Genomic DNA, 24,139 nt, shown 5'->3' on the forward strand with positions numbered 1-24,139 from the left:
GGACGCCATGCGCACAGCATTCGATATCGTAAAGGCGCACTACGACGCCAATGACCGCCGCGACATGGATGGCATGCTTGCCGACATCGCCCTCGACTGCCGCTGGACCGAGATGGATGGCTTCCCTTGCGCCGGCACCTATGTCGGCCCGCAGGAGATCTTCAGAAACGTCTTCCAGGCACTCGGAGAGGCCTTCGAAGGCTACACCTTCAATCTCGAACGCCTGCTCGACGCCGGCGACGAGGTCGTTGGCGTAGGAGACTATAGCGGCACCAACAAGCAGACGGGAAAGACCTTCAAAGCCCGGGTCGTGCATGTCTGGGGCGTGGCGGGCGGCAAGATCCGGCGTTTCGAACAGTTCACGGACACGCTGAGAGTGGCTGAATCCATGAAATGAGAAACGAGGCGACCCGGCTCCGGCAGGGCCGCTTCATCAACTAAGACATATTGGCCTTGCGCCATTGCGACGGCGACACACCATATCGAAGGCGGAAGGCGCGCGAGAAATGCGCGCTGGAGGAAAAGCCGAGCGCGAATGCGATCTCGGATATTTCTCCCGCGTAGCCGCCGGCATCTCGCAGCTTTTCCGCAGCCTTTTGGACGCGCAAATCCCAGATGTAATCGGAAGGCGTCAGGCACTCCACTTCGAATGCGCGATAGACGTAACGCACCGAACAGCCCATGCGGCGCGCGATCATGGTTATCGTCAAGTCCGGCCGTTCGAGATTGAGATCGATGAAATCCCTGATCCGCTGCAGCAGTGTGTGAAGGGGGTTTGCGACCGGTATTGCCTGTTGCAGGTCGGCGCCAATCATGGTGCGCACGAGCTCGATCATGGTCTGGCCGACACTTGCGCGCCTGGCCTCGTCAAGATGATCGATCTCATGAATGGTCGAATCCATCAGCGACAAAAGGATCCGGCACATGCCATCCTTATCAGCATGCGCCGTGAAAGGTTGCGACAACCGTTCTAGGGCCGTCGCGGGCAGGCTATGGCGCGGCAATTGCAGCAACAATTGGCGGACCGGCGTACTGTTCGTCAGCATATAGGGGCGGCTGGGATCGTAGACGACAAGCGCATTCCGCGAGACGGGCGCATGCAATCCGCCCTGCGTCAGCGAAGCGCAGCCCTCAGTCTGCGCGATCAGTTTGATCGCGTCGGGATCATTCGGCGCTGCCGTCACATGATCGCCGAAGACGACATGCCGATCCGCCTCCAGCCGCGTCAGCCGGCAAGTACCCAGCATGGCAGAGGTCATGCGGCTCTTTTCCTCATCCGCCGTGCTGAAATCAAGCCGGACATTACCGAAGAGATTGCGCGCCAGCCCTGCGAACGATCGACCGCTGGCGCTATCGACATGCCGGTGAAGTGCTGCGGTCATGATTGCTGTCCTCAGGAGGTGAGATAACCGCCATCGACCGGCAGGCAGGCGCCGGTGATATAGCGCGCGGCATCAGATGATAGAAAGACGATCGCATCGGCGACTTCTTCGGACGCGCCCCAGCGGCCGGCGGGAATACGCCGCAGGATCGGCGTCGATGATCGTTCGTCGGCAAACAGCGCGCGGCTCAATGGCGTGACGATCCAGCCGGGTGCCACCGCATTCACGCGGATATCCGCCTGGGCGTATTCCTGGGCGAGCGATTTCGTCAGCTGCACGATCGCACCCTTACTGGCCGCATAGGCCGGACGATCGGCGGCGCCGAAGGTCGAATACATCGAGGCTATATTGACGATCGCCGACCCCGCCCGCATGCGCGGACGGGCCAGCCGGCAGCAATCCATGATCGACGTGAGATTGATCGCCATCACCTCGTCGAATGCGGTCTTCTGCCATTCGCCCCGATCCCTGCTAACACCGGTGCAATTGACGAGAATATCGATTGTCTCGACCGAGGAGAAGAAGGCTTCCAGCGCGCCAGGCTTCAGTACATCGAGTTCGCGATACTCGATCTGCCGACTTGTTGGCGCAATCGAGGCACCGAGCCCGAAACTCACCACACGGGCGCCGAGATCGGCAAAGCTCTGCGCGGTCGCTGCCCCTATGCCAGATGTACCACCGGCTATGACGACCGTTCGCCTCGCAAAAAGATCGGCAGAGAATGTCATGAAGGCTCCCTCGCGTCAGCTTGCCAGATAGGCGCCGTGCAGAATGTGCGGCTGGGCCTTGAGCGTCGCCGCGGCGCCGGAAAAGACCAGGCGTCCGCGCTCCAGCACAAGAGCCTGATCGGCAAGATCGAGGGCGAGATTGGCGAACTGCTCGATCAGCAAAACGCCTATGCCGCGCGCGGCGGCGATTTTCAGCGCCTCGGCCAACCGCTTGACGACGGTCGGTGCAAGGCCGAGCGACAGCTCGTCGACGATCATGAAGCGCGGCTTGGCGACGAAGGCCTGCGCCATCGCCACCATCTGCTTCTGGCCGCCGGAAAGATCCGATGCCGATTGACGCCGCCGTTCCGATAGTTCGGGAAAGATCTCATAGGCATGAGCCAGTCCCTCTCGTCGGGCAGCCGCCGATGTCTCCAGCGCTGCCACGAGAATATTATCCTCGACGGAAAGCTGCCCGAGCACGCGATGCCCCTCCGGCACGAGCGCAAGACCAGCGCGGCGAATGCGGTCAGGCGAGAACCCTTCGAGCGCCGCGCCGGCGAGGCATACGGAACCGCCACGCGGCAGGACGCCCGCCATGGCCATAACCGTGCTCGACTTTCCGGCACCGTTGGCCCCAAGCAGTGTCGTGATCTTCCCAGCCGTGACGGAAAACGAAATGTCATGGATTACGCGCTTGCCGCCGCGCTCGACGACGAGATTTTCGACGCTGATTTCCGACGTGGCGTCCATATCAGAACTCCCCTAGATAGGCGCGCCGCACATTGGGATCGGCAAGCACAGTCTGTGTCGGGCCAAGCGCCAGAAGCTTGCCGTAGTCGAGCACCATCGTTTCGCTGCACATGGAGCGGATGAGATCGACATCATGGTCGATAATCAGCACTTGTGCTCTGAATTCCGCTGGGATGCGCAGCACCAGCTCGCGAAAAGCCTTGCCCTCTTCTTCCGTCAGACCCGCTGCCGGTTCATCAAGCAGGATAAGCTTCGGCTCGCCGACAACGCATTTTGCCAGCTCGACGAGACGGCGCTGGAAAAGATTGAGGGATTGGCCGGGCCTCTCGGCGACATCGGTCAGCCCGACAAAGGCAAGGGCCTGCTCGACCGCACGGGCATGGTGGCCGGTGCCAACGACATGATCGGCGATCGCGGCAATATTGCCGGCAACGGTCAGATCCTCCACCACCTGCTCTGTCTGGAACGAGCGTCGCAGGCCGGCGCGCACGCGCTGCAGGGGCGTCATCGCCAGCAGCGGCCGCTCGCCGAGCGAGACCGATCCCTGGATCGGTCTCACGAAACCGGAGAGCACATTGAGCAACGTGGTTTTGCCTGCGCCGTTCGGGCCGATGAGACCGGCGACGGGCGCTGTCAGTGCCGCGCTCAGCTCATTAATCGGTCGGACACCACCGAACTGGACGATGAGATTGTCGATCTTGATCATCGTGCCCTCCCCGTGGAGAGAACGGCATTCAACCGGGCAATAAGAGCCGATATCTGGCCGGCAATGCCCGTCGGCGCGGTCGCCAGCGCATGGAACAGGGCGACGCCGAAGATCCCGATCGTGACATAGCCATCAATGCCGAGATCCGTGAGCAGGGCCGGCACGGCACGCAGCAACAAACCGGCGATGACGGCGCCGTACCAGTTGAAGACGCCACCGACGATGGCAAGTGCGAAGAGATTGAGGCTCTCGAAGGCGCCGAAGGCACGCCCGTCGAGCTGACCGACATTGCCTGCGAGCAATCCACCCGCAAGACCGGCAAGAAAGCCGCTCAACGCAAAGGCCCAGGCCTTATAGATCAGCACATTGACGCCGCTGGCAACCGCAACCGTCTCGCCTTTGCGGATCAGCGCCCATGCGCGACCGGGTCGGGCAAGTTTGTGCCATTGCGCGATCAGCAGGCCGATCGCTGCCGCGACACAAACATAGAGGAAATAGGAGACCTCGCCATCGGCGACTATTGGTCTTGCGAGCATTGCACGGCCGGAGCCATCGGCGCGACCCAGGAAGCCGGGACCGCCATCCGGAAAGCCCCAGGCGCTGATGACGATCTGAAAAGCGCCCGCCAGCATCAGCGTTACCAGCGCAAGATAAAGACCGCGCAGGCGCAAGGCGGGCAAGCCGAAAACCAGCCCCACGATCGAAGCGACCATACCGCCCGCAAGCAGGCTCAATTCAAAAGGCGGATGAAAGGCATGGCCGACACGAAGCGTCACCCAGCCGCCGACGCCGACAAGCGCGAACTGGCAAAGCGAGACGAGACCAAGCTGACCATAGAGGATGGCAAGCCCCGCAACGGACAGCGACAGAGCAACCGCGGATGTGGCGGCAGAAAGCCAGAAAGAATTGGCGAGCAAAGCGACGACGAGCGAGAAGATCAGCATCGTCACAGGCACGTGAAGAAGCTGCTTCGGCAGGCGCATCATCGATATGCTTCCGGCTGTTGGGGTGATTGTTTGCTCCTGAACGGTCATCGGTCCTTCAACGCGGCCCTGGCCGTGCCTCCGAGAATGGTGACCGCGACAAGCGCGATGATGAAGGGTGCTGCTGCGCGATAGGGCGATATCCAGGCGACAGGCGTCAGCACGGCCTCGGCAATACCGATCAGAATGCCGGCGACGGCCGTTTGCCACAGCGACTGCAACTGACCGAGGATCGCTGCGGCGATCGCCGGGATCACCAGCAAGGTCAGGAAGGTGCCCTGTAGCCGGACGAGATCGGCAAGCAGCAGGCCGGCAAGACCGGCGAAGATGCCAGTCATGATCCAGGCGGCGGTTTCCGTATAAAGGATGCGCACGCCAAGCATGGCGCTGAGATCGCGATCATTGGCAAGCGCCCTCATATCGAGACCAAGGCGCGTGCGAGTCAGAAGCAGAGTGATGGCAATGACCATGACGACGGCAAGAATGATGGCGATGATACGCGTAAAGGTCAGGCGCACGGCGAAAAGAGAGATGAACATCTGGTCGGTCGGGAATTGCAGGCGGCGCGGCAGCTCGCCCCAGATGACACCCATGATCGCGATCAGGATCAGCGCCGGTGCCAGGGTCCCGACGGCGCGCACGACGATATCGCGATGCGACAGCATGGGCGCGAGGACCCGACCATAAAGAAAACTGATCGTCGTCGAGACGGCAACGGCGGCGAGGATGGCGACGGGGAGCGGCATCTTCCACTCCAACAGTTGCCAGGCGCAATGCGCACCGATCGCGCCGAAGGCACCGAATGCGAAGTTGAGAACGCCAGTCGCCCGAAACAGGACGACCAGGCCGACGCCGGACAGCGCGTAAACAGCGCCGATCCCAAGCCCGGATATGATGAAAGGCAGGATGTTCATAAATCGATCCTTTCGGGTCGTTCGGTTCCGCGGATTTGCCGCGGAACCGAGGCAAGCGTCTGGGCTCAGTTGATGCCGGCGGACTTTTCAAAAGCACGCACGTCCTTCAGCTCCGGATCGGGCGATTGGGCGCAATCGGAAACGACTTTCCACTTTCCACCCTCGGCAACCGCCATGCGTGTCGTCGAATTGGCATTGTGGCGCGGCTGGCCATCGCCGAAGTACCAGGGAGCGCAGAAGATATCGCTCCTGAAGTCCTTGATCTCGCGCACGGCGGCAGAAGCCGTCTCGCGGTTGATCTTGGCAGGGTCAAGCGTCATCAGTGCCTTTTCGGCGATGCGAGCTGCGAGGTAGCCAGCCTGAGCAAAGGTATCGCGCGGATCAGACTTCTGGCCGTACTGATCCATGACGGCGAGCCAGTTCTGATTATCCGGCGTCTGCGCGTTCAGATCGTTGAATTCCATGTTGACATAGAACTTGTCGTCCCAACCCGAACCAATGGTAGCTGGAACCGAGAGATCATAGGCCGAGGCCGCGCTGAGGAAGGTGATCGTCTGGTTGAGCCCCTGTTCTTCGGCAGCCGTCAGCAGCGGCACGGCAACGCCCTTCGACAGGCCAAGCACGATGACATCCGGCTTGCTTGCGGCCGCCTGCAGGATGATCGATGTGGCGTCTGCAGAGCCCGGATCCATAAGGATCGTCTGGGCCGCAAAGCCTTTTTCCTTGGCAAGCAGCATCACGCCGTCACAGGACCAGGTGCCGACATTCGGGATGTTCGGGCCGATACAGACGACGGACTTCGCATTCAGCTTGTCGAGCGCGTAGCCCATGGCGCCGAGCATCGAGACGCGCGGCCCGGCATTGGTCGGCGCATAATTCTCAGCAAAATAGCATTCGCGCGGCACGCCGACGCCGGCGACGACAAGGATGCCGGACTTCTTGTAGAAATCGGCATTGGCGCCGCACTCGACATAACTGGAATTGCCGACCATCAGCACGGCCTTCTCGTCGTTGACGAGCTTGGCGGCGAGCTGCGCGGCGATTTCCGGATTCCACTGATCGTCCTCGACCAGATATTTGACCGGCCGCCCCTTGATGCCGCCATTGGCATTCAGGCAATCAAAATAGGCCTTTGCCGCCTTGGTGGAGTTGGAAAAATCATCCGGCCCGGTCTTGCCGGTAATGGCGCCGATGATGATCGGTTCGCCGGTTGCCGGCTTGCCAGTGTTGTCGCCGCAGGATGCGGCCGCATGCACGCTGAATGCCGATGCGAGCGTCAGAAAAAGGCCGATTGCCAGCCCTCTTAGATTGATAGGCATTGTCTCCTCCAGTTTGTTGTCCCGCTCCCCACGGGCTCTTTTCTTCCCCGACGTCCGGCTCAGCCGGAAATCGCCTTTCCAGTCATGAAAGCCGCAGCCTTGGCCGCGATCATCATCGTCGGTGCATTGGTGTTGCCGGATACCAGTGTCGGCATGATGGAGGCGTCGCAAACGCGCAGACCCTCGATCCCACGGACCTTCAGATCCGGCCCAACGACGGCCATGCGATCGTCCGCCCGGCCCATACGGGCCGTTCCCGCCGGATGGAACACGGTCTTGCAGGACTGGCGAATGTAATCGCGGAGCGCTTCGGGATCTTTCTCGACGCCCGGCTTCGGCAGCACGCGGCGCTTGACCAGCCTGGCAAGCGCCGGCGCGTCGAGGATGCGGATCGCCGTTTCCACACCGCGCACCAGGGTTTCAAGGTCGGCCGGATCGGAAAGCAGGTTGGCATTGAAATCCGTCTGCTCGGTCGGATCGGCGCTTTTCAATCGTATCCAACCGCGCGAGCGCGGCCGCAGATAGCATGGGCCAATACTCAAGCCGTGGCCTGGTTCCGGATCACGATCGACGAAACCGATCAGAACAGGCAGGACGTGGAACTGCACATCCGGCTGGCCGGTGCCTGACGTATCGATGAAACCGCCGCATTCGACGACATTGGACGACAGCAGGCCGCGATGCGAAGTCAGATAGCGCAGCATATGGCCGGCGGCCCGCAGCCCCTTGTCATGGCCGAGGATCGAGATCGGCTCACGCGTCTCGCCCTGTACCGGCACCTCGAGATGATCCTGATAATTGGCACCGACACCCGGCAGATCGGCAACGATCTTGATGCCCAGCGAAGAAAGATGCGCGCCGTCGCCGACGCCGGACAGCTGGAGGATCTTCGGTGTTGCGATAGCACCTGCGGTCAGCGCGATCTCCCGGGACGCCCTGAAGACTGTGCCATCGAGCAGCTCGACACCGGCGGCCTTCTGCCCTTCGAACAGGATACGGCCGACCTTGCGCTCCGTCAGCACGGTCAGGTTCGGCCGCTTCTCCGCCTCGCGCAAAAAGGCCTGGGCCGAGCTCCAGCGACGACCGCCATAGGTGGTGCTCTGATAGAAGCCGACACCGGCCTGATCCGCACCGTTGAAATCATCATTATGCGGAATGCCGATTTCGGTCGCCGCCTTGATGAAAGCCTCGCTCAATGGATGGCGATGGCGCGGGTCCGAGACACGCAGACCGCCCTTTTTCCCATGGTACTGGCCGTTCAGCCGCTCATTGTTTTCCAGAGAACGGAAGGCCGGCAGCACATCCTCGTAGGACCAGCCCTGGCAGCCCATCTGCGACCAGGTATCGTAGTCGTTGCGATGACCGCGAATATAGATCATCGCATTCACGGAGCTGCCGCCGCCGAGCACATTACCCTGTGGCACGATGCTCGGACGCCCATTCAGGCCCTTGTCAGGGTTCGAGGCATAGGGATGGATGTCAATGCCCTTGCCCAGCACCTTGAAGAAGGTCGCAGGAATGTGGATCCATGGGTCGGAATCCCGGCGGCCGGACTCGATCAGCAGCACCTTATGCGCCGGATTTTCTGAAAGCCGATTTGCCAGCACGCAACCCGAAGAACCGCCACCGACAATGATATAGTCGTAAGTCGTCATGGCTCAGCTCAATACGGTCTGGATCGTGGTGAATTCCTTCAGCCCTTCCGCGCCGAATTCGACGCCGATGCCGGACTGCTTGACGCCGCCGAAAGGTGCGTTCGGCTGGATCGTGCCATGCTTGTTGATCCAGACCGAGCCGCATTCGAGCTGCATCGCGTAGCGCTTCGCCTTCTCGACATCGGAGGACCAGACGGAGCCGCCAAGCCCAGCAGGATTCTGGTTGGCGCGAGCAACCACTTCGTCGATGTCGCTGTAGCGGATGATCGGCAGGGCCGGACCGAACTGCTCCTCATCGACCAGGCGCACGCCATGATCTACATCTGCGACGAGCGTGATCGGATAGAAATAGCCCGGGCGATCCATCGGTGCGCCGCCGGTCAGGATGCGCCCGCCATTGGCGCGCGCATCCTCGACCAGTTCGCGCACCTTGTTGAACTGCATCTCGTTCTGCACGGGGCCGAGAATGCTTGCCTCGTCCAGCCCGTCGCCGACGGCGATCTTGGAAGCATAGTCCGCAAGACCACGGCACACTTCCTCATAGATGCTGTCATGCACGTAGAGACGCTTCAGCGCCGCGCAGGTCTGGCCATTGTTGATGAAGGCGCCCCAGAAGAGGCCCTCGATAACGGCCTTCGGATCGGCATCAGGTAAAACGACGCCGGCATCGTTGCCGCCAAGTTCCAGCGTGAGGCGTTTGAGGGTCGCAACCGCAGATGCCATGACCTTCTTGCCCGTTTCCGTCGAGCCGGTGAAGGTCATCTTGGCGATGCCGGGATGGGCGGAAAGGGCGGCACCAATCCTGTTTTCGCCGGTGACGACGTTGACGACGCCGGGTGGGAGAACCTCGTTCATGATTTCGACGAGACGGATGGTCGACAGCGGCGTCAAGGGCGACGGCTTGATGACGACGGTATTGCCAGCACGAATAGCCGGAACGATATGCCAGCACGCGATCATCACGGGCCAGTTCCAGGGCGTGATCGAACCGACGACCCCGATCGGCTTGCGATGCAGCTCGACGCGGCCTTCATTATCGTCCTGCAGGATCTCGATTGGCAGATCCAGCTCGGCGGTATGGCGCGTCCATGCCAGCGCGCCACCGATCTCGAAGCGAGAGCCGAGACCGTTGAGCGGCTTGCCCTGTTCGCGCGTGAGCAGCTGGGCCAGCTCCTCGGCGTGCTCGCTGATCTTTTCCGCAACGGCATGGCAGGCCGCCGCACGTTCCCCGCTCGATACCTGCGACCAGCCCTTGAAGGCTTGCGCGGCCGCGGCAACGGCGCGATCGAGATCCGCTTCGCCGGCAAGCGGCATAAAGCCGACCACCTCGCCATTCGACGGGTTTTTAACCGGTGCATGATGGGACGTGGCAACAGGCTCGCCACCGATAAGCAGGGTATACTGCTTCACGACATTTTCCTCCCGTGACTTTCGGGAGGACTATGGCCTTTGCCCCAAAACCCGTCTTGGGGAGAAACGCGCCTCGTCTTGGACTGAAGCGCAGTCTCGCGCTTCAGTCCAATCTATGCGCCGGCTCGGCGGCGCGCAGCAGCTCGCTCGGCGCGCAATCGAACAGCTCCTTGAAGCTGCGATTGAAATAGGAAATGTCATTGAACCCGGCCGAATAGGCGACTTCGGCTATCGTCGTCGGATTGCGCTGCTCCTTGAGCTGCTCGATCTTTTCCCGCGCAAAGCGCAGCCGCTTGTCCCGAATGACCGTCGTGCAGGTCATGCCCATGCCCTGAAAATCCTGCTGCAGAGTACGGATCGAAATGCCGAGCCGTGTCGCCAGCCATTTGGCGCTGAGGTCGCTATCGGTCAGATGCTTGTCGATGAGGATATCGACCATCTGCATGCGCTTGCTGGCACTTTCGTGCAGGGAATTCAGGCTTGCCGTCTGGGCGCCTGTGGAGAGGAATGCCTGGCGGGTCGTGTCGAACATCAGCTGGCGAAGATAGGGCGAAGCTGCTTCATTATCCGGCGTGGTCATCATCTTGGCGATCAATGCACGCAGCATCATTGCCATCGGATCGCTCGCCTCGAGCTTGCGCGCAATATCAAAATCGATCTTGCTCTCGGAATACATCAGCTGCCGGGGCAGATGCAGCGACAGGTGATTGGAAAAGTGCCCGCGGAAATAGAAAGTTGTCGGTCGCGTGGAGTCGACAAGAATGCATTCGCCGACATCGAGGATGTTCTGCTGGCCGGAATGCTCGACGCCGCAGACGCCTTCCAGCTGCAGGATCAGGAACAGGTGCTCATTGGCGTCGCGGCGAATGTCATCCCAATCGCGATGAACATAGTCGAGATCATTGGAAACATGGGCGAATTCCATGCCGCAGACGTCGATGCGGCTGGCCATGCCTATGACGCTATCACCGCGCTGCACCGTGTGCGGATTGAAGTTGCCGCAAATGCTCTGAAGATCGTCAACCCACTGGTCGTAGGGCGTCGGCGACCAGGTCCGGTCGACCAGGCTGCGATTTTGTAGCAGGTCCAACTCCGCCTCCCAACAGTGTCAGCACCGCGGAAGACTGCTACAGATCTCCTGACGCGTCAATCAAATACTTAACACATTAACAAAATCGAAGGGGCCTCATTCCTCGCCGGCCGGGCCGTTCTCCAATTTCAGCGAGGCAAGCTCCTCCAGCATATCGAGCAGCTTCTCCACCCGCTCTTCGCCGAAACGGGCATCGATATCGGCATAGACTTTCTGGCTTTCCGGCATGACGTCCTCGACGATCGCCTGCCCTGCCGGGGTGATCTGCAGCAATACTCTGCGTCCGTCGGCATCATCCTTGTGCTTGGTGATGAAGCCGCGCTCCTCAAGCGAGCGGATCATGCGCGTGAGGCTTGGCGCTAGAATGGATGCCTTGTCGGCCAATTCGGTCGCGTCAAGCTGGCCGCCTTCATAGAGAATGCGAATGACACGCCACTGCTGCTCGGTTACGTCATGCGCCGCCAGGATTGGCCGGAAATGGCTCATGACCGCTTCACGGGCACGCAGAAGTCCGATCGCCAGCGAGCGGCGGCGATCGCGCAGCGGCCGCTTAGCTTGTTTTGCTGCGGTTTCAGGTTCGGGGCGCGGCCTCACGCCACTGTCTGTTCTGTTTTGCATCTTTTGCATGTTCGCTTCGATTACGGCCCTCACTGATTAACATGAGAATCATTCAAAGCAAGGCGATCGCATGATATCGATCAAAGCCGACGGCAAGGATCGTCGCCGCGCGGCGCGCTTTCTCGCAATGGACTACGGCACCTGTACCAGGCGGCCGCTGCCTCTGATTTCGGAACGCCGCAGCACCGGATGTCCGTAGAGTTCGATATTGCCGCTTCCGCTGATCGAGATGTCTGCATCCGCCGCAGCGGCGACTTCCGCATCGCCGCTGCCATGAATTCTGATCTTCACGGATTGAGCGGCCAGGTCCTTGAGACGTGCAGTGCCCGAACCCGATACATCCAGATCGACCGAGCGTGCGCTTCCCGTGGCCGTGACGCTGCCGCTTCCGGAGATCCTCAGGCGCAGATCTGCCTGATCGAGCTGCGACAGAGCGAGATCGCCGCTGCCCCGCACCCTCCAATCAGTGACGAGCGGCCCCGACAGGCTGACATCGAATTTGGAGTTGGACCAACCCGGATTGCAATCCATGCTCAGCCTCCCGCCCTCGAGCCGCACATGATCGAGAAGTGCGGGATCGCCGGTGATGACGGCCTCCGCCTTTCCGCCCGGCTGATAATGAACGGAGGCCGGGATATCGATCGTCAGGCTGCCACTGGAGCTGAAAGGCAGGATAACCTGCTGCCGGCCGGAAGCCGCAGATCCGCAGCTGGATTGCATGCCACCCCACCAATGCGCTGCGTTTGCCCAATCCGGCCCGGAAAGTCCGATGCCGAGCGCAAGAAAGACGAATGCACAAATCAGTCCGGTCGTCGCGACAGTCGCCAGCTTCCCGTTCATTGTCCTTTTCCTCCAACGATGTGCAGTCCGGCGCTCAAGCTCGACCTTCGTCCACTTGCGCCAGGCGGAAATGCAGGCGGGCATATTGCCCGAGCATGCGGATACCCAAACTCAAACCCATCAGCAGCAAAGCGCCGCCACCCACGAAGCAGCTCACCAGCCCGGCACCGACAAGCAGGCGGGCCAGCATGCCGACGGAAGGCAGGCCGATATGGAACAACACGGTCGTGACGATGATCTTCAGGCCAACGGCGCCGACGGCCACCAATGCGATCGCAAGGCCGAGCGTGACGAATATTGCCGCAAACAGCAAAGGCAGCAGGAAGAAGATATCGACGATGGCAAGGCCGGCCAGCGCCATCATGGCAGCCAACAGGTTCGGCACGCTCCAATGCGCCTCGAAGCGGCGCAGTCCGACATCCGCACGCAGCTCTCGCGCAATCCTGGCCGGATCGCCGAGAGCGGCGGAAACCTCCTCCTCGCTTCGGCCAGAGGCCTCGGATTCGGAAAAATGGGCGGCATAGTCGGCCACGATATCATCGACCTCGTGAGGAGGCAGGCCTGCAAGTCCCAATCTCAGCGTGCGCAAAAATGCTTCCCTGGTCACGGCAAATCCTCGAGTAGCTTGTCGACGGAGCCTGCTAGCGAGCGCCAGTCGCGGCGATGCGCTTCGAAAATCGAGCGCCCCAGCGGCGTGAGCCGATAATATTTACGCGGCGGCCCGTTGCTCGACTCGACGATGCGGGTCGCAACCAGTCCGTCATTCTGCATCCTGCGCATCAGCGGATAGATCGTTCCTTCGCCCATGCCGACCGCAGCAACCAGCGTACTCGCAATTTCATAGCCGTAGCTTTCGCCCCGCGAGAGCACGGCCAGGACGCAAAGATCGAGCACGCCCTTCCGCAATTGAACTTGGATCGAGTCAGTCATGAACGCCTCAGCTTTACAGAACGAATATAACAAGCTATCTGTTTATGCAAGGTAGCTGGATGGTTTTTCGCAGCCGGCATGCGGCGTCCTCGCGTGGTCGTCTGGCCTACTACGGACCGGCACACCTTGCCGTCTCAGCCATTGCGCAGCGTATATTTCTGTTTAAATGGAGCAGTTGTCATGATCCGCTTTAGCCTTGCCCTCGCGGCCGCGCTCTTTCTTGTCGCGTCATCGGGATATGCGGCAGGTTTGAAATTCATTCGCATCTCAGGTGATGGGGATAATCCGGCGATCGACGCCGCCATATGGTCTCCTTGCACAACCCCTCCCACCGAAGTGAAGATCGGAGCTCTGGCAATACCGGCAACGCCGGATTGTCCAATTGCAGGCAAGGAGCTGCCACTCATCATCGTCTCGCATGGCTATGGCGGCTGGTATCTCGGCCATCACGATACCGCAGAAGCGCTTGCCGACGCTGGCTTCATTGTCGTCGCCATCAATCATCCGCACGCCAATCATGCCGACATGAGCCGGGCAAACGGTCTTGGCGTATTGATCGAGCGACCTGCCGATATCAAGCGGATCGTCGATTTCGTGCTTGGTGCCTCCCCCGATGCTGCGAGGATCGATCCGCAGCGGATCGGCTTCTACGGATTTTCCCAGGGCGGATATACCGGTCTCGTCGTTGCGGGAGCCAATCCGGATTTTACCAAGCTGCCTCCACGCCGTTCAGATCCAAAAGCAGCCGGCTGCCCGCCAGCGGACCATGCTCAGCCTCCGCGGCGACAACCGCTACCACAATCATTGACCCACGACCCCCGTATCAAGGCAGTCGTTGTAGCTGACCCGCTGAGCATCGTCTTCCAGACTGTGGACAGCGTGAAAGATGTCAGAGTTCCGCTTCAGCTTTGGGGCTCGGAACTTGGAGGGGGTGGTGGAGCATCTCCCGAAAATGTCGCGACGCTTGCGCGCCTATTGCCGGAAAAGCCTGATTTTCGGATCGTCCCCAATGCCGTGCATTTGTCGTTTCTGACGCCCTGCCCGGAAATACACCCATCGTCCGATGCCTGCATCGACGCGCCGGGGTTCGATCGCATCGCGTTTCATAGGCAGTTCAACGCCGCGGTCGTCGCATTTTTCCGCCAGCACCTGATGAAACCGTAACAGCGAAGGTGTCCGCGTGTCGAACGCCGTCGAATTATGCGCAGACATTATCAGTGTTGAAACTCGTCCGCGAATCCGATCAGATCAAGACATGACGAAAACGATACGCATTGCGGCGGCTCTGGTGTTGCGCCCGGACGGGAAAACATTGCTCGTGCGCAAGCGCGGTACCGCTGCCTTCATGCAACCCGGCGGCAAGATGGAGCCGCAGGAGACGCCGGAGACGGCGCTGATCAGGGAACTCTTCGAAGAGCTGGGGCTTACCGCAGAGGCTAAGGATCTGATTTTTCTTGGCGGTTTCCAGGCGCCAGCTGCCAACGAGCCAGACCATACCGTCGTTGCAGATATATTCCGGCTGCATGTGGGCGATACGGCAATCACGGCAGCGGCAGAGATCGAAGAGATCCGCTGGGTATCACCCCAAGATCCGGGAGATATCACCATGGCGCCGCTGACCGAACATCATGTCCTGCCATTCCACCCGCAACGGTCACATCCACGATGTGACTGACATCCAACCCAGGCAAGGCGAAAGCCGGCAGGTCCCGCACCGTTCTTGGCAAACAGATATTTGAACGCCGGCGCCTCGCATCTCCTGAAGGCGTGCAATTTGAATATTGTGGTAAAATGAGAATATAACAGTTCTAAACTTCTATCGCCTGATATTTACTATGAAAATAAACCAAGGACAAAGAATATCCAAAGTCACGTCAATTTTTATTGAAAGCAAAAACAACATTGGATACATAAATAAAAAACATTGCGTGAGGCCGAAAATGAAAAGGGAAAATACTGCCAGCCATGAAAGGTATATTGAGCTCACGAGCAAGATTGTCTCTGCCTACGTACTTCGCAATGCGACAACGCCGGAAGACTTACCCAGGCTCATCACGGAGACTTATTCTGCACTGACAGGCTCTCAGCAGGCCGCCTCATCAACGACGGCGGTGGAAAAGCTGTTGAAGCCGGCCGTGCCGATCAAAAAATCCATAACAGACGACTATCTGATCTGCCTCGAAGACGGCGGAAAATACAAGTCGCTCAAGCGGCACCTGAACAGCAAATACGGTCTGACGCCCGAAGAATATCGAAGGAAATGGGGCTTGCCCGCGGATTATCCGATGGTCTCGGCCTCCTATGCAGCCACAAGATCGACGTTGGCAAAGCAGGCTCTCTTGGGCCATACGAAAAACCTGACCGACATTCCTCCGGCGGTCGAACCACCACGGCGCCAGCGGAAGGCCGGCTAATCCGGATCGTTTCGTCACGCACCATAACCATGCCGCCCGTTTTTCGAACGGGCGGTTTGCTTTTTGCATGAACAAAATTGATCACGGGCTGGGGTATAAATTCAGGACCGCCCCTTGGCAGTGGGCTGGCACCTCATGATTTCGCTCGCCAGCCTGGATGCGATCCGCTCGCAGCCGTTAAGACGTTTCGATCGTCCTGGCATTGACCGTGATGGCGCGGCCGGCGAACCAACCGTTGATCGCGGCACCGAGGCCAAGCAGCAGGAATAGGATGGAACTCCATGCGAAGCTTCCAGTCCAACCATGAATCATGCCGACCACAAGCGGACCGATCGCAGCAAGCAGGTAACCCACGAATTGCGCCATGCCGGAGAGATGCGCGGCAACATGCGCATCGGGCGAACGCAATACGATGACAGTCAGCGCCACCGCGATCAATCCGCCCTGCCCGATGCCCTGAAGCACGGCCCAGAACCAGACCGTCCAGAGCGGAGCAAAGAGCAGCCCCAGCAAGGCGACGACGGCAATTGTGCAGAGGATGACATTGATCGCGCGCTGATCTCTACCCTTGACGGCGATATGAGGCGCCACCAAGCAGGCGGCCGCCTGCACCATGACCGAGGCAGATACGATGACGCCAGCCGTCACGCCGTCGAGACCACGTTCACGCAAAATGGGCACCAGCCAACCAAAGACGCAATAGGCGAGCGCCGATTGCAGTCCCATGAAAAGCGTTACCTGCCAGGCGATGCGGTCGCTCCACAAACCGGTAACACGAAAGCCGGCGCGCCGCGCCTGGCTGCGCGCCCCGATTACCTGCGGCAGCCAGAGAAGTCCGACGGCAAAGGCAGGCAAGGCCCAGACGGCCAGCGCGCCGCCGAGCGAACCGCCGAGAGCATGCTCGACAGGAAGCGTAAAGCCGGCCGCACTCGCAGCTCCCGCGCATAGCGCCATCGTATAGCAACCGGTCATAAGCGCCGCCTTATCGGGAAAATCGCGCTTAACCACGCCCGGCAACAGGACATTGCCGATAGCAATGCAGGCGCCGGCCAATGCGGTGCCCAAGAACAGCAGCGAAATCGAAGAAAAGCCTCGCAGCGCCGTGCCCAGCGCGAGCAAGAGAATGACACCGAGCAGGACGCGCTCGGTCCCCACGCGCTGTGCCAGCCTTGGCGCAAGCGGTGAAAACAGCCCCATGCAAATGACGGGCAAGGTCGTAAGAATACTGGTGCCGAAGGCGGAGAGGCCAAGACCGGTCCGTATCTCCGGCAAGAGCGCCGATGCGCTGGAAAAAACCGGCCGCAGATTGAAAGCGATGAGCACAAGGCTCGCACCCAGCAAAAACCTGCCGATCGGCGACTTGCCTCCATGCGGCAGCGGTGCGGGAACTTCATCAGCCTCGGCATCGATCAATTCGACGGAGGCGAGATTTTGCGAGGACATAGTCATGACATAAGCAACCGATCAAGTGTAGCGACGATGGGGGCCATGAAGCGGCGCACGGCTCTATCTGCCGCTTCGGGGCTGCCGGTTTCGATGGCGTCGACGATGGCGATATGCGCCTGCATATCCGGCTCGGGGATATCCTCGCCGAGCGTCGCCTCGATGGTCTCGGCAATCGAGAGGGAGAAGAACTCATAGATTTCGATCATCGCCCTGTTCTGCGAGGCCGCGACGACAGCCTTGTGGAAGGCAAGGTCACGCTCGATGAACGCCGCCTTGTCGCCGCCGGCATAGTTGCCGCGAGCAACCAGCAAGGCGCGCAATTGCGAAACGGCTTCAGGGGAATGACGTAAGGCGGCAAGCCTTGCTGCCTCGACCTCCAGTGCAAGCCGGGCCTCGAACTGGTCTCTTAATCCGGCGCGGCGGGCCATGTCCAGTGGCCGACCAACATCTGTGTTCGACCGGACATAGGTCCCGGATCCTTGCCGCGTCTCGAGATAGCCCTGGGACACCAGGACCCTCACCGCCTCACGAACTGTGCCGCGGCTGACGGACAGCATGGACGAGAGGGAGGCCTCGTTGGGCAGCTTTTCGCCAACGAGCCAGCGGCGGCTGGTAATCTCGCTGCGAATTGCCTCCACGGCCGTATCTGCAAGCGTCGTTTTGGTCAGAGCGCGCATGGTTGGATTTCATCAAGTCATCGGATGACTTTATCACTTAGTCAATCAACCATCTTCAGTCAATATATTTTCAGCAAGGCGAGCAATCGGTTGGCTACGGCGATGTGGCGGCGATGGCGAAACCGAAGGCGGAGATGCAAGTCATAGGCGGATCCGGGATCTGGCAGAGCACCCCAAATCATGGCGAAGGGCTTGCAGCAGATTTGACGCTGGCTGGAGCTTCTCGGAATGAAATAATGCCTGTCCTATGGCATGAAATCCCTATTTGATGGCGCCCGAACGAGCCATGGCCGCCAGGCCGATCGCCGCTACCAGGGAGAATGCCGCCGGGAGGTAGAAAACGTTCGGAAGCCCGAGATAGGCAACGCCGACACCTCCTACACCGCCGCCAAGGGCGCTGGCGAGCGCCGAGGAGCTCATGAAGATCGCCGAAGCCGTCGCGACTGCATTCGGGAGCAATCTTTGAGCAACGATCAGTCCGAGGACCATGTAGAGGCCCCAGACTCCGCCCATCAGCATCTGGCCGGCAAACATGCCCATGGCCGTCGGCCAGGCCGCAAAACAGAGGTTGGCCATGACGCCGCAAATCGCGGCGACACACATCATCCATAAGATGCCGATCCGTCGCGCCAGCACGACACTGAAGGGCATGAGGATGAGTTCGATGAATGGCTGCGTTCCTATCACCGAGCCCTGAATGGAGGGATCAAGCTTGAGCTGGTCCTGCATATAGAGCAGCAGGAATCCGTATTTGATCGGCTCGCCGGCATAGACGAGGACGTAGAGACCTGTAAAGGCCAGCAGCGGCAGCATTTCGGACCAGTCGACGTGACCAACGGCATCGGTCTTCTTGTCGGCTCGCTGCCCCGGACCAACAAGCGCATGTAGTGTTCCGAGCGGCAGGATCTGCGCGAAGAAACAGATCGCCGTTCCCCACAACATGGCGCGAAGCCCGATTTCGACAGCAAACCAGGCGCCAAGAAACGGCCCGATGACCCAGCCCGCGGTCAAAGCCATGCGGATGATGGCCACGACGCTGTCATTCGCACCGGCACCCTTGACTTTGAGATCGTCATGGATGGCGGTGAAGAGCTGCGAGGTGGCAGATCCGGAAAAACCCAGAATGACGGTGCCGATCACGAACGGCATCCATGGTTGCGTCGAAAGGGCGATCCCCGCCCAACCAACAGCGCCGGCAACGGCACAAAGCCGAAAAAGACCAAGACGCCTTCCAGTTCTGTCGGAATAGCTGCCAACAAGATAGCCGGCAATCGGTGCGGTGAGACCGGTGAGATAATAGAGCCCCGCCATTGGCAAGGACGCCCCAAGTTCCTTGACGAGGAAAAGAACGATCTGCGGCAGCGAGGCGGATGTTGCAAGCCCGGAGAGAAACAGCGCAAGCGTCGCGCCGCGATACAGCGGCGAAACCCATACCTGCTGGATCGCCGTGGCCCTGCTGGAGGTCGTCGGGGATTGCGCGTCCATAGCCCCATCCGTCTTAACGGTTGTCGAAACGAGTTTGCCGGTTGATCGGCGGGACGCCCTGATCGATTGCAGCAAAAGCGAATTCTGCTGTCCGATGAACCTCACGCCTACGTCCGGGGTGTTGCATATCCTTCGATCAAAGCGGATCGGGAGGCAAATGGTTACATGGAGCTTGGACCCATCTCGCAGAGATTGTCCACACCATTCATCATATCAATTATAGTAACCGGACTCAGCCCGGCATTGCTCTCGAATAGGCTGCCAGAATGAAGCGTTCGGCCTGGAACAGATATTTCTCCAGGGCGTCGGCAGCACTCGCCGGCGCCCCCTCCTCCAGATGCGCAAGAATGGTCGCGTTTTGGCCGACATAGGGAGCATGCAGATATTCGGGATCGCGGATCAGCCCGAAGACGAGGCGCAGTTCAAGCGAGATCTGCGCATAGAAGGCTGAAAGCCGAGGACTATCAGCAAGCTCGACGATCGCGGCATGAAAGGCGATATCAGCGCTGCCGACCTCCAGCCATTCGCCACGATCGCGATGCTGCACGGCAGCCTCGATGGCAGCACGCATCTTGTCGACGCTTGGATGGCGGTGATGCGCGTTGGCAAGCGCCGAACACTCGATCAGCCGGCGAATATGGAAGATATCCATGATCGTGGAGATGCTCGGCGTGGACACGAAGACGCCGCGATTGGCTTCGTGACGCAGCACGCCCTCTTTCGTCAGCAGCCGGAAGACTTCGCGCAGCGTGTTGCGCGAGACCTGTAGCTCCTCGCAAAGAGCTGCTTCGGACAGGTGGCTACCCGGCGATAGCATACCGCTGATCACGCGCTCACGAATGCGGGCAGCTGTCAGTTCCGCCAGCGTCTGCCCCGCCTCAGCGACCGATGTCGGCTCGATGCTCGCAAGATTTGTCTGCTTCATTTGCTCTCCCGGTGCCTGCACTCAATCGTCTTCGATGTCCGGCCATATCAGGCGTTTGCTGAGAAGCGTACAGCGTTCTCATGCTTGTCTGCAGCAGTCGCACCACCCCAACGGCAAGTCCGCTGGACGATTTTATGCAGGTTTGTCCCCATTTTTTATTGGCAACACGAAAATTGTTGAACAATATAGACCAGATTGTTGTTTGATGCTATCTCATGCCTAACAAATATAATGGGAACGCGGATACAGATGTTCATAAGACGCCTGTTTTGTAGAAAAACATCGCCAGCCTTTGCCAGGCCGCAACGGGTGTCCGCATGAACATGCTACTATCCGGCTGTGGCGGCGATCCCGGTGAGCGCACCTGCATCATCGACGCAAAGTGTGACACGGCAATCGTCTCCGATGCCATGAACGACCTGCCCAATATCGAGGTAAGCGCATGACGGCTGCTACAGGCGACAACAAACCGCTTCTGTCTGTCGCGGATCTGACTGTGCGGTTTGGCGAAAATCGCGTCGTCGAAGGACTTTCCTTTTCGGTCCAGCCGGGGCGAACGCTCGCAGTTGTCGGCGAATCCGGCTCCGGCAAATCCGTGACCTCGCTTTCGGTCATGCGGCTTGCCGATATGATGGGCGCGCGCTTCGAGACTGGCAGCATCCTCTTCAACGGCAAGGATCTGCTGAAGCTTTCGCAGAAGGAGATGCGCACGGTTCGCGGCAAGGAGATCGCCATGATTTTTCAGGAGCCGATGACCTCGCTCAATCCGGTCTTCACCATCGGCGACCAGATCTGCGAGGTCCTTCTCCTTCACGAGAAGATCGGCAAGTCCGCCGCAATGGCGGAAGCGCAGCGCCTGCTGGAGATGGTGCGTCTGCCGGATGCACGGGCACTGTTGAACCGCTATCCGCATCAGCTTTCCGGCGGCATGCGCCAGCGCGTGATGATCGCCATGGCGCTTGCCTGCCGCCCGAAGCTGCTGATAGCCGACGAGCCGACGACTGCCCTTGACGTGACGATCCAGGCGCAGATCCTCAACATCATGCGGGACCTGCAAAAGGATCTCGGCATGGGCATGATCTTCATCACCCATGACATGGGCGTGGTGGCCGAAATGGCCGACGATGTCGTTGTCATGTGGAAGGGCAAAAAGGTCGAGGAAGGCCCGGTTCGCGAGATATTCGCCAATCCCAGACACCCTTATACGAAGGCGCTTCTCGCCGCAGTGCCGAAGCTTGGCAGCATGACCGGTCAGGATTTTCCAAAGCGCATGCCACTAACCGTCCTCGACGGCGGCGAGCCGAAGATTGTCGGTGAGGAACGGGTCCAGAATACTGCCCGCTACGACCAGCAGCCGCTCCTGTCCGTGCGCGATCTCTTCGTGCGCTTCGATATCAAGAAGAATATATTCGGCCAGGTCACGCATCGCTGCAGTGCCGTCCAGAAGGTCGCTTTCGATATTCATCCCGGTGAAACCCTGGCCCTCGTTGGCGAGTCCGGCTCCGGCAAGTCGACGATCGGCCGCACCATCCAGCAACTGCAGAAAGCGCGATCGGGCGAAATCACCTTCAATGGCAAGAGCTTCGCCGCCATGTCGCAGCTCGAACGCTTTCGTCTGCGACGTGACGTGCAATACATTTTCCAGGATCCGTTCGCCTCGCTCGACCCGCGCAAGACGGTCGGCTTTTCGATAGCGGAACCGATCAACACCCATGGCATCATCTCCGGATCGAAGGAGGTTCGTCGCCGAGTGGACGAACTTCTTGAGCGCGTCGGACTGACGCCGGCTCATGCCGATCGCTATCCGCACGAGTTTTCCGGCGGGCAGCGCCAGCGTGTCTGCATCGCCCGTGCCCTGGCCTCCGATCCCAAGCTCATCATCGCCGACGAGGCGCTTTCCGCGCTCGACGTGTCGATCCAGGCCCAGATCATCAATCTCTTGATGGATCTCCAGGCGGAACGCGGGCTCGCCTATCTGTTTATCAGCCATGACATGGCCGTCGTGGAGAAGATCAGCCATCGCGTCGCCGTCCTCTATCTCGGCCAGATCATGGAAATCGGCAGTCGCCGCCAAGTCTTCGAAACACCGATGCATGCCTATACGCAGCGCCTTCTCTCGGCCGTTCCGATCGCCGATCCGACGCAGGAGCGCAGAACCGCCCTGCTGGAGGGCGAGATCCCCAATCCCGTCCGCCGCGTCGGCGACGAGCCGCCGATCCTGGCTCACGAGGAAATCACCTCAGGCCACTTCATCGCCAAGAGCGCCTGAACGACCACCAACCACTGCATCGATCTGAAGAGGAAACAGGTTCAATGAAAACAATAAAATGGGGATTGAAGACCGCTCTGACGGCACTTGTCATGTCAGGCGTCGCGATCAGCGCCGCTCCGGCCTTCGCGGCCGGCAAGCTGACGGTTTCGTCGTCGCAGGATCCCGGCAGCTGGGACCCGATCGACACGTTCCTCGTGGCATGGGCTGCCGTTTCGACCAACATCTTCGACGGCCTCACCTATCGCGGCCCTGATCTCAAGCTGGTCCCGGGTCTTGCCGAATCCTGGGAAGAGCTGGATCAGGGCAAGCGCATCCGCTTCAAGCTCCGCCATAACGTGAAATTCCATGACGGCGAGCCCTTCAATGCCGAAGCGGTGAAGTTCACCTTCGACCGCCTGCTCGGCGAACAGGGCGCCAAGGGACCGCAGCGCTCGAACTACACGGCTATCGAAAGCGTTGATATCATCGACGACTACACGGTCGATATGAAGCTGAAAACGCCCGATCCGGTGCTTTTGACGAAGCTTGCCGGCTATGGCGCGATGATCGTGCCGCCGAAATATATCAAGGAAAAGGGGGAGGATTACTTCAACCTCAATCCGGTCGGCACCGGCGCCTTCAAATTCGTTTCCTATACGCCGAAGGTGAACATCAAGCTCGAAGCCAACCCGGATTATTGGGGCGGCGCACCGAAGCTCTCCGAACTGGAATATCGCTTCATCAGCGAGCCGGCGACTGCCGTTGCCGAGCTTCAAGCCGGCCGCGTCGATATCGTCATTCCGCCGACCATCCCGATCGGCATGCTGCCGGTCATTCAGGGTGACTCAAAGCTGGAAATCGCCAGCGTTCCCGGCCCGACGGTCGATGCACTGCGCTTCAACACCCGCGACGGCATTACCGCCGATCCGCGCGTGCGCAAGGCCATCATCATGGCAGTCGATCGCGACACGATCGTCAAGTCGATCCTTGCTGGCCAAGGAACCGAAATCGTCAGCTTCCAGAATTCGCTTTCCTTCGGCTACGATCCCGACCTGAAGCCGCTTCCCTATGATCCGGCAGGCGCCAAGAAGCTGCTCGCCGAAGCCGGTGTGAAGCCGGGCGCGGCATTGCAGATCGACATTCGGGGCAACGACGCAACCATGAACGAGGTGGCGCAGGTCGTGGCAAGCTATCTGCAGATGGTCGGCCTCACCGCCACCATCAAGCCGTATGAAACCAACGTTCTGCTGAACGACATCATCCCGCAGGGTAAGACCGGCGCGATGTTCCAGCAGAAATGGGGCGGCTGGACCTTCGATTACGACAACACGGCCTATTCGATGTATCACTCCGGTGAAAAGTGGAACCCTTATGAAAAGGATGCCGCTCTGGACAAGCTGTTGGAATCGCAGCGCCCACTCACCGACCGCGCCCAGCGCGAAAAGGTGCTGAAGGACATCGGCAAGTATGTCGCCGACAAGGCGCTCGAACTGCCGCTCTACAACAGCAATGCGATCTACGGCGTCAGCAAGCGTGTCAAAGGCTTCGTGCCCGCTCCGGATACCCGCATCAAGCTGAACGAAGTCACCGTCGACTAATCATCAAGCAAGACGCCGCCGGCCCGGCCGGCGGCG

25 protein-coding genes are annotated in these 24,139 nt (G+C 60.0%); 7 read left to right on the plus strand and 18 right to left on the minus strand.

Going from position 1 to position 24,139, the window contains the following annotated elements; translation table 11 throughout:
• Positions 1-7: 7 nt before the first annotated feature.
• Positions 8-397: a nuclear transport factor 2 family protein gene (locus JJQ51_RS13295; RefSeq protein WP_269244807.1), complete on the plus strand. Its 390-nt coding sequence runs from the start codon at positions 8-10 to the stop codon at positions 395-397.
• Positions 398-437: 40 nt separating this feature from the next.
• Here the strand turns inward: JJQ51_RS13295 and JJQ51_RS13300 are convergent, their stop codons facing one another.
• The 14 genes from JJQ51_RS13300 to JJQ51_RS13365 all read right to left on the minus strand — a co-directional run bounded on the left by JJQ51_RS13300 (position 438) and on the right by JJQ51_RS13365 (position 13,307).
• A complete protein-coding gene (locus JJQ51_RS13300) occupies positions 438-1,382 on the minus strand; it encodes a helix-turn-helix domain-containing protein (RefSeq protein WP_113350894.1) in 945 nt (314 codons plus the stop codon).
• Between the two features lie 11 nt (positions 1,383-1,393).
• The gene (locus JJQ51_RS13305) at positions 1,394-2,110 is read right to left on the minus strand and encodes an SDR family NAD(P)-dependent oxidoreductase (protein ID WP_145319675.1); all 717 of its coding nucleotides are present in this window, start codon (positions 2,108-2,110) and stop codon (positions 1,394-1,396) included.
• A gap of 15 nt (positions 2,111-2,125) precedes the next feature.
• Complete coding sequence (locus JJQ51_RS13310) at positions 2,126-2,842, minus strand: ABC transporter ATP-binding protein (RefSeq protein ID WP_269244808.1); 717 nt, start codon at positions 2,840-2,842, stop codon at positions 2,126-2,128.
• A 1-nt stretch (position 2,843) separates the two neighbouring features.
• On the minus strand, positions 2,844-3,548 hold the full coding sequence (locus JJQ51_RS13315; RefSeq protein WP_113350891.1) for an ABC transporter ATP-binding protein: 705 nt from the start codon (positions 3,546-3,548) through the stop codon (positions 2,844-2,846).
• Positions 3,545-4,582, minus strand: a complete 1,038-nt coding sequence (locus JJQ51_RS13320; RefSeq protein WP_113350890.1) for a branched-chain amino acid ABC transporter permease — start codon at positions 4,580-4,582, stop codon at positions 3,545-3,547. The genes JJQ51_RS13315 and JJQ51_RS13320 overlap by 4 nt, the downstream gene beginning before the upstream one ends.
• The gene (locus tag JJQ51_RS13325; protein WP_113329296.1) at positions 4,579-5,445 is read right to left on the minus strand and encodes a branched-chain amino acid ABC transporter permease; all 867 of its coding nucleotides are present in this window, start codon (positions 5,443-5,445) and stop codon (positions 4,579-4,581) included. The genes JJQ51_RS13320 and JJQ51_RS13325 overlap by 4 nt, the downstream gene beginning before the upstream one ends.
• Before the next feature lie 65 nt (positions 5,446-5,510).
• Positions 5,511-6,764 carry an ABC transporter substrate-binding protein gene (locus tag JJQ51_RS13330; protein ID WP_113329297.1) on the minus strand — a complete coding sequence of 418 codons (1,254 nt, stop codon included), beginning with the start codon at positions 6,762-6,764 and terminating at the stop codon, positions 5,511-5,513.
• Positions 6,765-6,823: 59 nt separating this feature from the next.
• The gene (locus JJQ51_RS13335; RefSeq protein ID WP_113350889.1) at positions 6,824-8,419 is read right to left on the minus strand and encodes a GMC family oxidoreductase; all 1,596 of its coding nucleotides are present in this window, start codon (positions 8,417-8,419) and stop codon (positions 6,824-6,826) included.
• A gap of 3 nt (positions 8,420-8,422) precedes the next feature.
• On the minus strand, positions 8,423-9,829 hold the full coding sequence (locus JJQ51_RS13340) for an aldehyde dehydrogenase family protein (RefSeq protein ID WP_269244809.1): 1,407 nt from the start codon (positions 9,827-9,829) through the stop codon (positions 8,423-8,425).
• A gap of 103 nt (positions 9,830-9,932) precedes the next feature.
• Entirely contained in the window at positions 9,933-10,919 is a 987-nt protein-coding gene (locus tag JJQ51_RS13345; RefSeq protein ID WP_152092993.1) for a helix-turn-helix domain-containing protein, read from the minus strand.
• 96 nt (positions 10,920-11,015) lie between these two features.
• Positions 11,016-11,537 (minus strand): homoprotocatechuate degradation operon regulator HpaR, encoded by a 522-nt coding sequence (gene hpaR / locus JJQ51_RS13350; RefSeq protein WP_113329785.1) that lies wholly within the window; start codon positions 11,535-11,537, stop codon positions 11,016-11,018.
• 132 nt (positions 11,538-11,669) lie between these two features.
• Entirely contained in the window at positions 11,670-12,377 is a 708-nt protein-coding gene (locus tag JJQ51_RS13355; protein ID WP_113329301.1) for a GIN domain-containing protein, read from the minus strand.
• A 34-nt stretch (positions 12,378-12,411) separates the two neighbouring features.
• Complete coding sequence (locus JJQ51_RS13360) at positions 12,412-12,984, minus strand: DUF1700 domain-containing protein (RefSeq protein ID WP_183808688.1); 573 nt, start codon at positions 12,982-12,984, stop codon at positions 12,412-12,414.
• On the minus strand, positions 12,981-13,307 hold the full coding sequence (locus JJQ51_RS13365) for a PadR family transcriptional regulator (protein ID WP_092707768.1): 327 nt from the start codon (positions 13,305-13,307) through the stop codon (positions 12,981-12,983). Before JJQ51_RS13365 ends, JJQ51_RS13360 begins: the two co-directional genes overlap by 4 nt.
• 180 nt (positions 13,308-13,487) lie before the next feature.
• On the opposite strand from JJQ51_RS13365, the gene JJQ51_RS13370 reads away from it, so the two are divergent.
• From JJQ51_RS13370 to JJQ51_RS13380, 3 genes are all read left to right on the plus strand, one after another.
• Positions 13,488-14,471: an alpha/beta hydrolase family protein gene (locus tag JJQ51_RS13370; RefSeq protein WP_152092995.1), complete on the plus strand. Its 984-nt coding sequence runs from the start codon at positions 13,488-13,490 to the stop codon at positions 14,469-14,471.
• A gap of 91 nt (positions 14,472-14,562) precedes the next feature.
• Positions 14,563-14,982, plus strand: coding sequence for an NUDIX hydrolase (locus JJQ51_RS13375; protein ID WP_152092996.1), 420 nt, complete (start codon positions 14,563-14,565; stop codon positions 14,980-14,982).
• Between the two features lie 265 nt (positions 14,983-15,247).
• Entirely contained in the window at positions 15,248-15,721 is a 474-nt protein-coding gene (locus JJQ51_RS13380; RefSeq protein ID WP_113389508.1) for a MucR family transcriptional regulator, read from the plus strand.
• A gap of 177 nt (positions 15,722-15,898) precedes the next feature.
• On the opposite strand, the gene JJQ51_RS13385 is transcribed toward JJQ51_RS13380, so the two are convergent.
• The 4 genes from JJQ51_RS13385 to JJQ51_RS13400 all read right to left on the minus strand — a co-directional run bounded on the left by JJQ51_RS13385 (position 15,899) and on the right by JJQ51_RS13400 (position 20,254).
• Complete coding sequence (locus JJQ51_RS13385; RefSeq protein ID WP_269244810.1) at positions 15,899-17,170, minus strand: CynX/NimT family MFS transporter; 1,272 nt, start codon at positions 17,168-17,170, stop codon at positions 15,899-15,901.
• Complete coding sequence (locus tag JJQ51_RS13390) at positions 17,167-17,844, minus strand: FadR/GntR family transcriptional regulator (protein ID WP_112721871.1); 678 nt, start codon at positions 17,842-17,844, stop codon at positions 17,167-17,169. The genes JJQ51_RS13385 and JJQ51_RS13390 overlap by 4 nt, the downstream gene beginning before the upstream one ends.
• Before the next feature lie 261 nt (positions 17,845-18,105).
• Positions 18,106-19,329, minus strand: a complete 1,224-nt coding sequence (locus JJQ51_RS13395) for an MFS transporter (protein ID WP_269244811.1) — start codon at positions 19,327-19,329, stop codon at positions 18,106-18,108.
• A gap of 232 nt (positions 19,330-19,561) precedes the next feature.
• Positions 19,562-20,254 (minus strand): GntR family transcriptional regulator, encoded by a 693-nt coding sequence (locus tag JJQ51_RS13400; protein WP_113329310.1) that lies wholly within the window; start codon positions 20,252-20,254, stop codon positions 19,562-19,564.
• 317 nt (positions 20,255-20,571) lie between these two features.
• Between JJQ51_RS13400 and JJQ51_RS13405 the strand changes: the two genes are divergently transcribed.
• The 3 genes from JJQ51_RS13405 to JJQ51_RS13415 are packed head-to-tail and all read left to right on the plus strand — an operon-like array spanning position 20,572 to position 24,103.
• Complete coding sequence (locus JJQ51_RS13405; protein ID WP_267903988.1) at positions 20,572-20,700, plus strand: hypothetical protein; 129 nt, start codon at positions 20,572-20,574, stop codon at positions 20,698-20,700.
• On the plus strand, positions 20,697-22,523 hold the full coding sequence (locus JJQ51_RS13410; RefSeq protein ID WP_269244812.1) for an ABC transporter ATP-binding protein: 1,827 nt from the start codon (positions 20,697-20,699) through the stop codon (positions 22,521-22,523). Before JJQ51_RS13405 ends, JJQ51_RS13410 begins: the two co-directional genes overlap by 4 nt.
• Positions 22,524-22,567: 44 nt before the next feature.
• Entirely contained in the window at positions 22,568-24,103 is a 1,536-nt protein-coding gene (locus JJQ51_RS13415; RefSeq protein ID WP_269244813.1) for an ABC transporter substrate-binding protein, read from the plus strand.
• Positions 24,104-24,139 lie beyond the last annotated feature (36 nt).

Origin of the sequence: Rhizobium sp. AG207R (genome assembly GCF_027109195.1) — a bacterium.
In the GTDB taxonomy this organism is placed as follows: domain Bacteria; phylum Pseudomonadota; class Alphaproteobacteria; order Rhizobiales; family Rhizobiaceae; genus Rhizobium; species Rhizobium dioscoreae.

Coding starts and splice junctions, on each gene's coding strand:
- JJQ51_RS13295 (WP_269244807.1), top strand. CDS start 8: ATGCGCACAGCATTCGATATCGTAAAGGCGCACTACGACGCCAATGAC.
- JJQ51_RS13300 (WP_113350894.1), bottom strand. CDS start 1,382: ATGACCGCAGCACTTCACCGGCATGTCGATAGCGCCAGCGGTCGATCG.
- JJQ51_RS13305 (WP_145319675.1), bottom strand. CDS start 2,110: ATGACATTCTCTGCCGATCTTTTTGCGAGGCGAACGGTCGTCATAGCC.
- JJQ51_RS13310 (WP_269244808.1), bottom strand. CDS start 2,842: ATGGACGCCACGTCGGAAATCAGCGTCGAAAATCTCGTCGTCGAGCGC.
- JJQ51_RS13315 (WP_113350891.1), bottom strand. CDS start 3,548: ATGATCAAGATCGACAATCTCATCGTCCAGTTCGGTGGTGTCCGACCG.
- JJQ51_RS13320 (WP_113350890.1), bottom strand. CDS start 4,582: ATGACCGTTCAGGAGCAAACAATCACCCCAACAGCCGGAAGCATATCG.
- JJQ51_RS13325 (WP_113329296.1), bottom strand. CDS start 5,445: ATGAACATCCTGCCTTTCATCATATCCGGGCTTGGGATCGGCGCTGTT.
- JJQ51_RS13330 (WP_113329297.1), bottom strand. CDS start 6,764: ATGCCTATCAATCTAAGAGGGCTGGCAATCGGCCTTTTTCTGACGCTC.
- JJQ51_RS13335 (WP_113350889.1), bottom strand. CDS start 8,419: ATGACGACTTACGACTATATCATTGTCGGTGGCGGTTCTTCGGGTTGC.
- hpaR (WP_113329785.1), bottom strand. CDS start 11,537: ATGCAAAACAGAACAGACAGTGGCGTGAGGCCGCGCCCCGAACCTGAA.
- JJQ51_RS13355 (WP_113329301.1), bottom strand. CDS start 12,377: ATGAACGGGAAGCTGGCGACTGTCGCGACGACCGGACTGATTTGTGCA.
- JJQ51_RS13365 (WP_092707768.1), bottom strand. CDS start 13,307: ATGACTGACTCGATCCAAGTTCAATTGCGGAAGGGCGTGCTCGATCTT.
- JJQ51_RS13370 (WP_152092995.1), top strand. CDS start 13,488: ATGATCCGCTTTAGCCTTGCCCTCGCGGCCGCGCTCTTTCTTGTCGCG.
- JJQ51_RS13375 (WP_152092996.1), top strand. CDS start 14,563: ATGACGAAAACGATACGCATTGCGGCGGCTCTGGTGTTGCGCCCGGAC.
- JJQ51_RS13380 (WP_113389508.1), top strand. CDS start 15,248: ATGAAAAGGGAAAATACTGCCAGCCATGAAAGGTATATTGAGCTCACG.
- JJQ51_RS13385 (WP_269244810.1), bottom strand. CDS start 17,170: ATGACTATGTCCTCGCAAAATCTCGCCTCCGTCGAATTGATCGATGCC.
- JJQ51_RS13390 (WP_112721871.1), bottom strand. CDS start 17,844: ATGCGCGCTCTGACCAAAACGACGCTTGCAGATACGGCCGTGGAGGCA.
- JJQ51_RS13395 (WP_269244811.1), bottom strand. CDS start 19,329: ATGGACGCGCAATCCCCGACGACCTCCAGCAGGGCCACGGCGATCCAG.
- JJQ51_RS13400 (WP_113329310.1), bottom strand. CDS start 20,254: ATGAAGCAGACAAATCTTGCGAGCATCGAGCCGACATCGGTCGCTGAG.
- JJQ51_RS13405 (WP_267903988.1), top strand. CDS start 20,572: ATGAACATGCTACTATCCGGCTGTGGCGGCGATCCCGGTGAGCGCACC.
- JJQ51_RS13410 (WP_269244812.1), top strand. CDS start 20,697: ATGACGGCTGCTACAGGCGACAACAAACCGCTTCTGTCTGTCGCGGAT.
- JJQ51_RS13415 (WP_269244813.1), top strand. CDS start 22,568: ATGAAAACAATAAAATGGGGATTGAAGACCGCTCTGACGGCACTTGTC.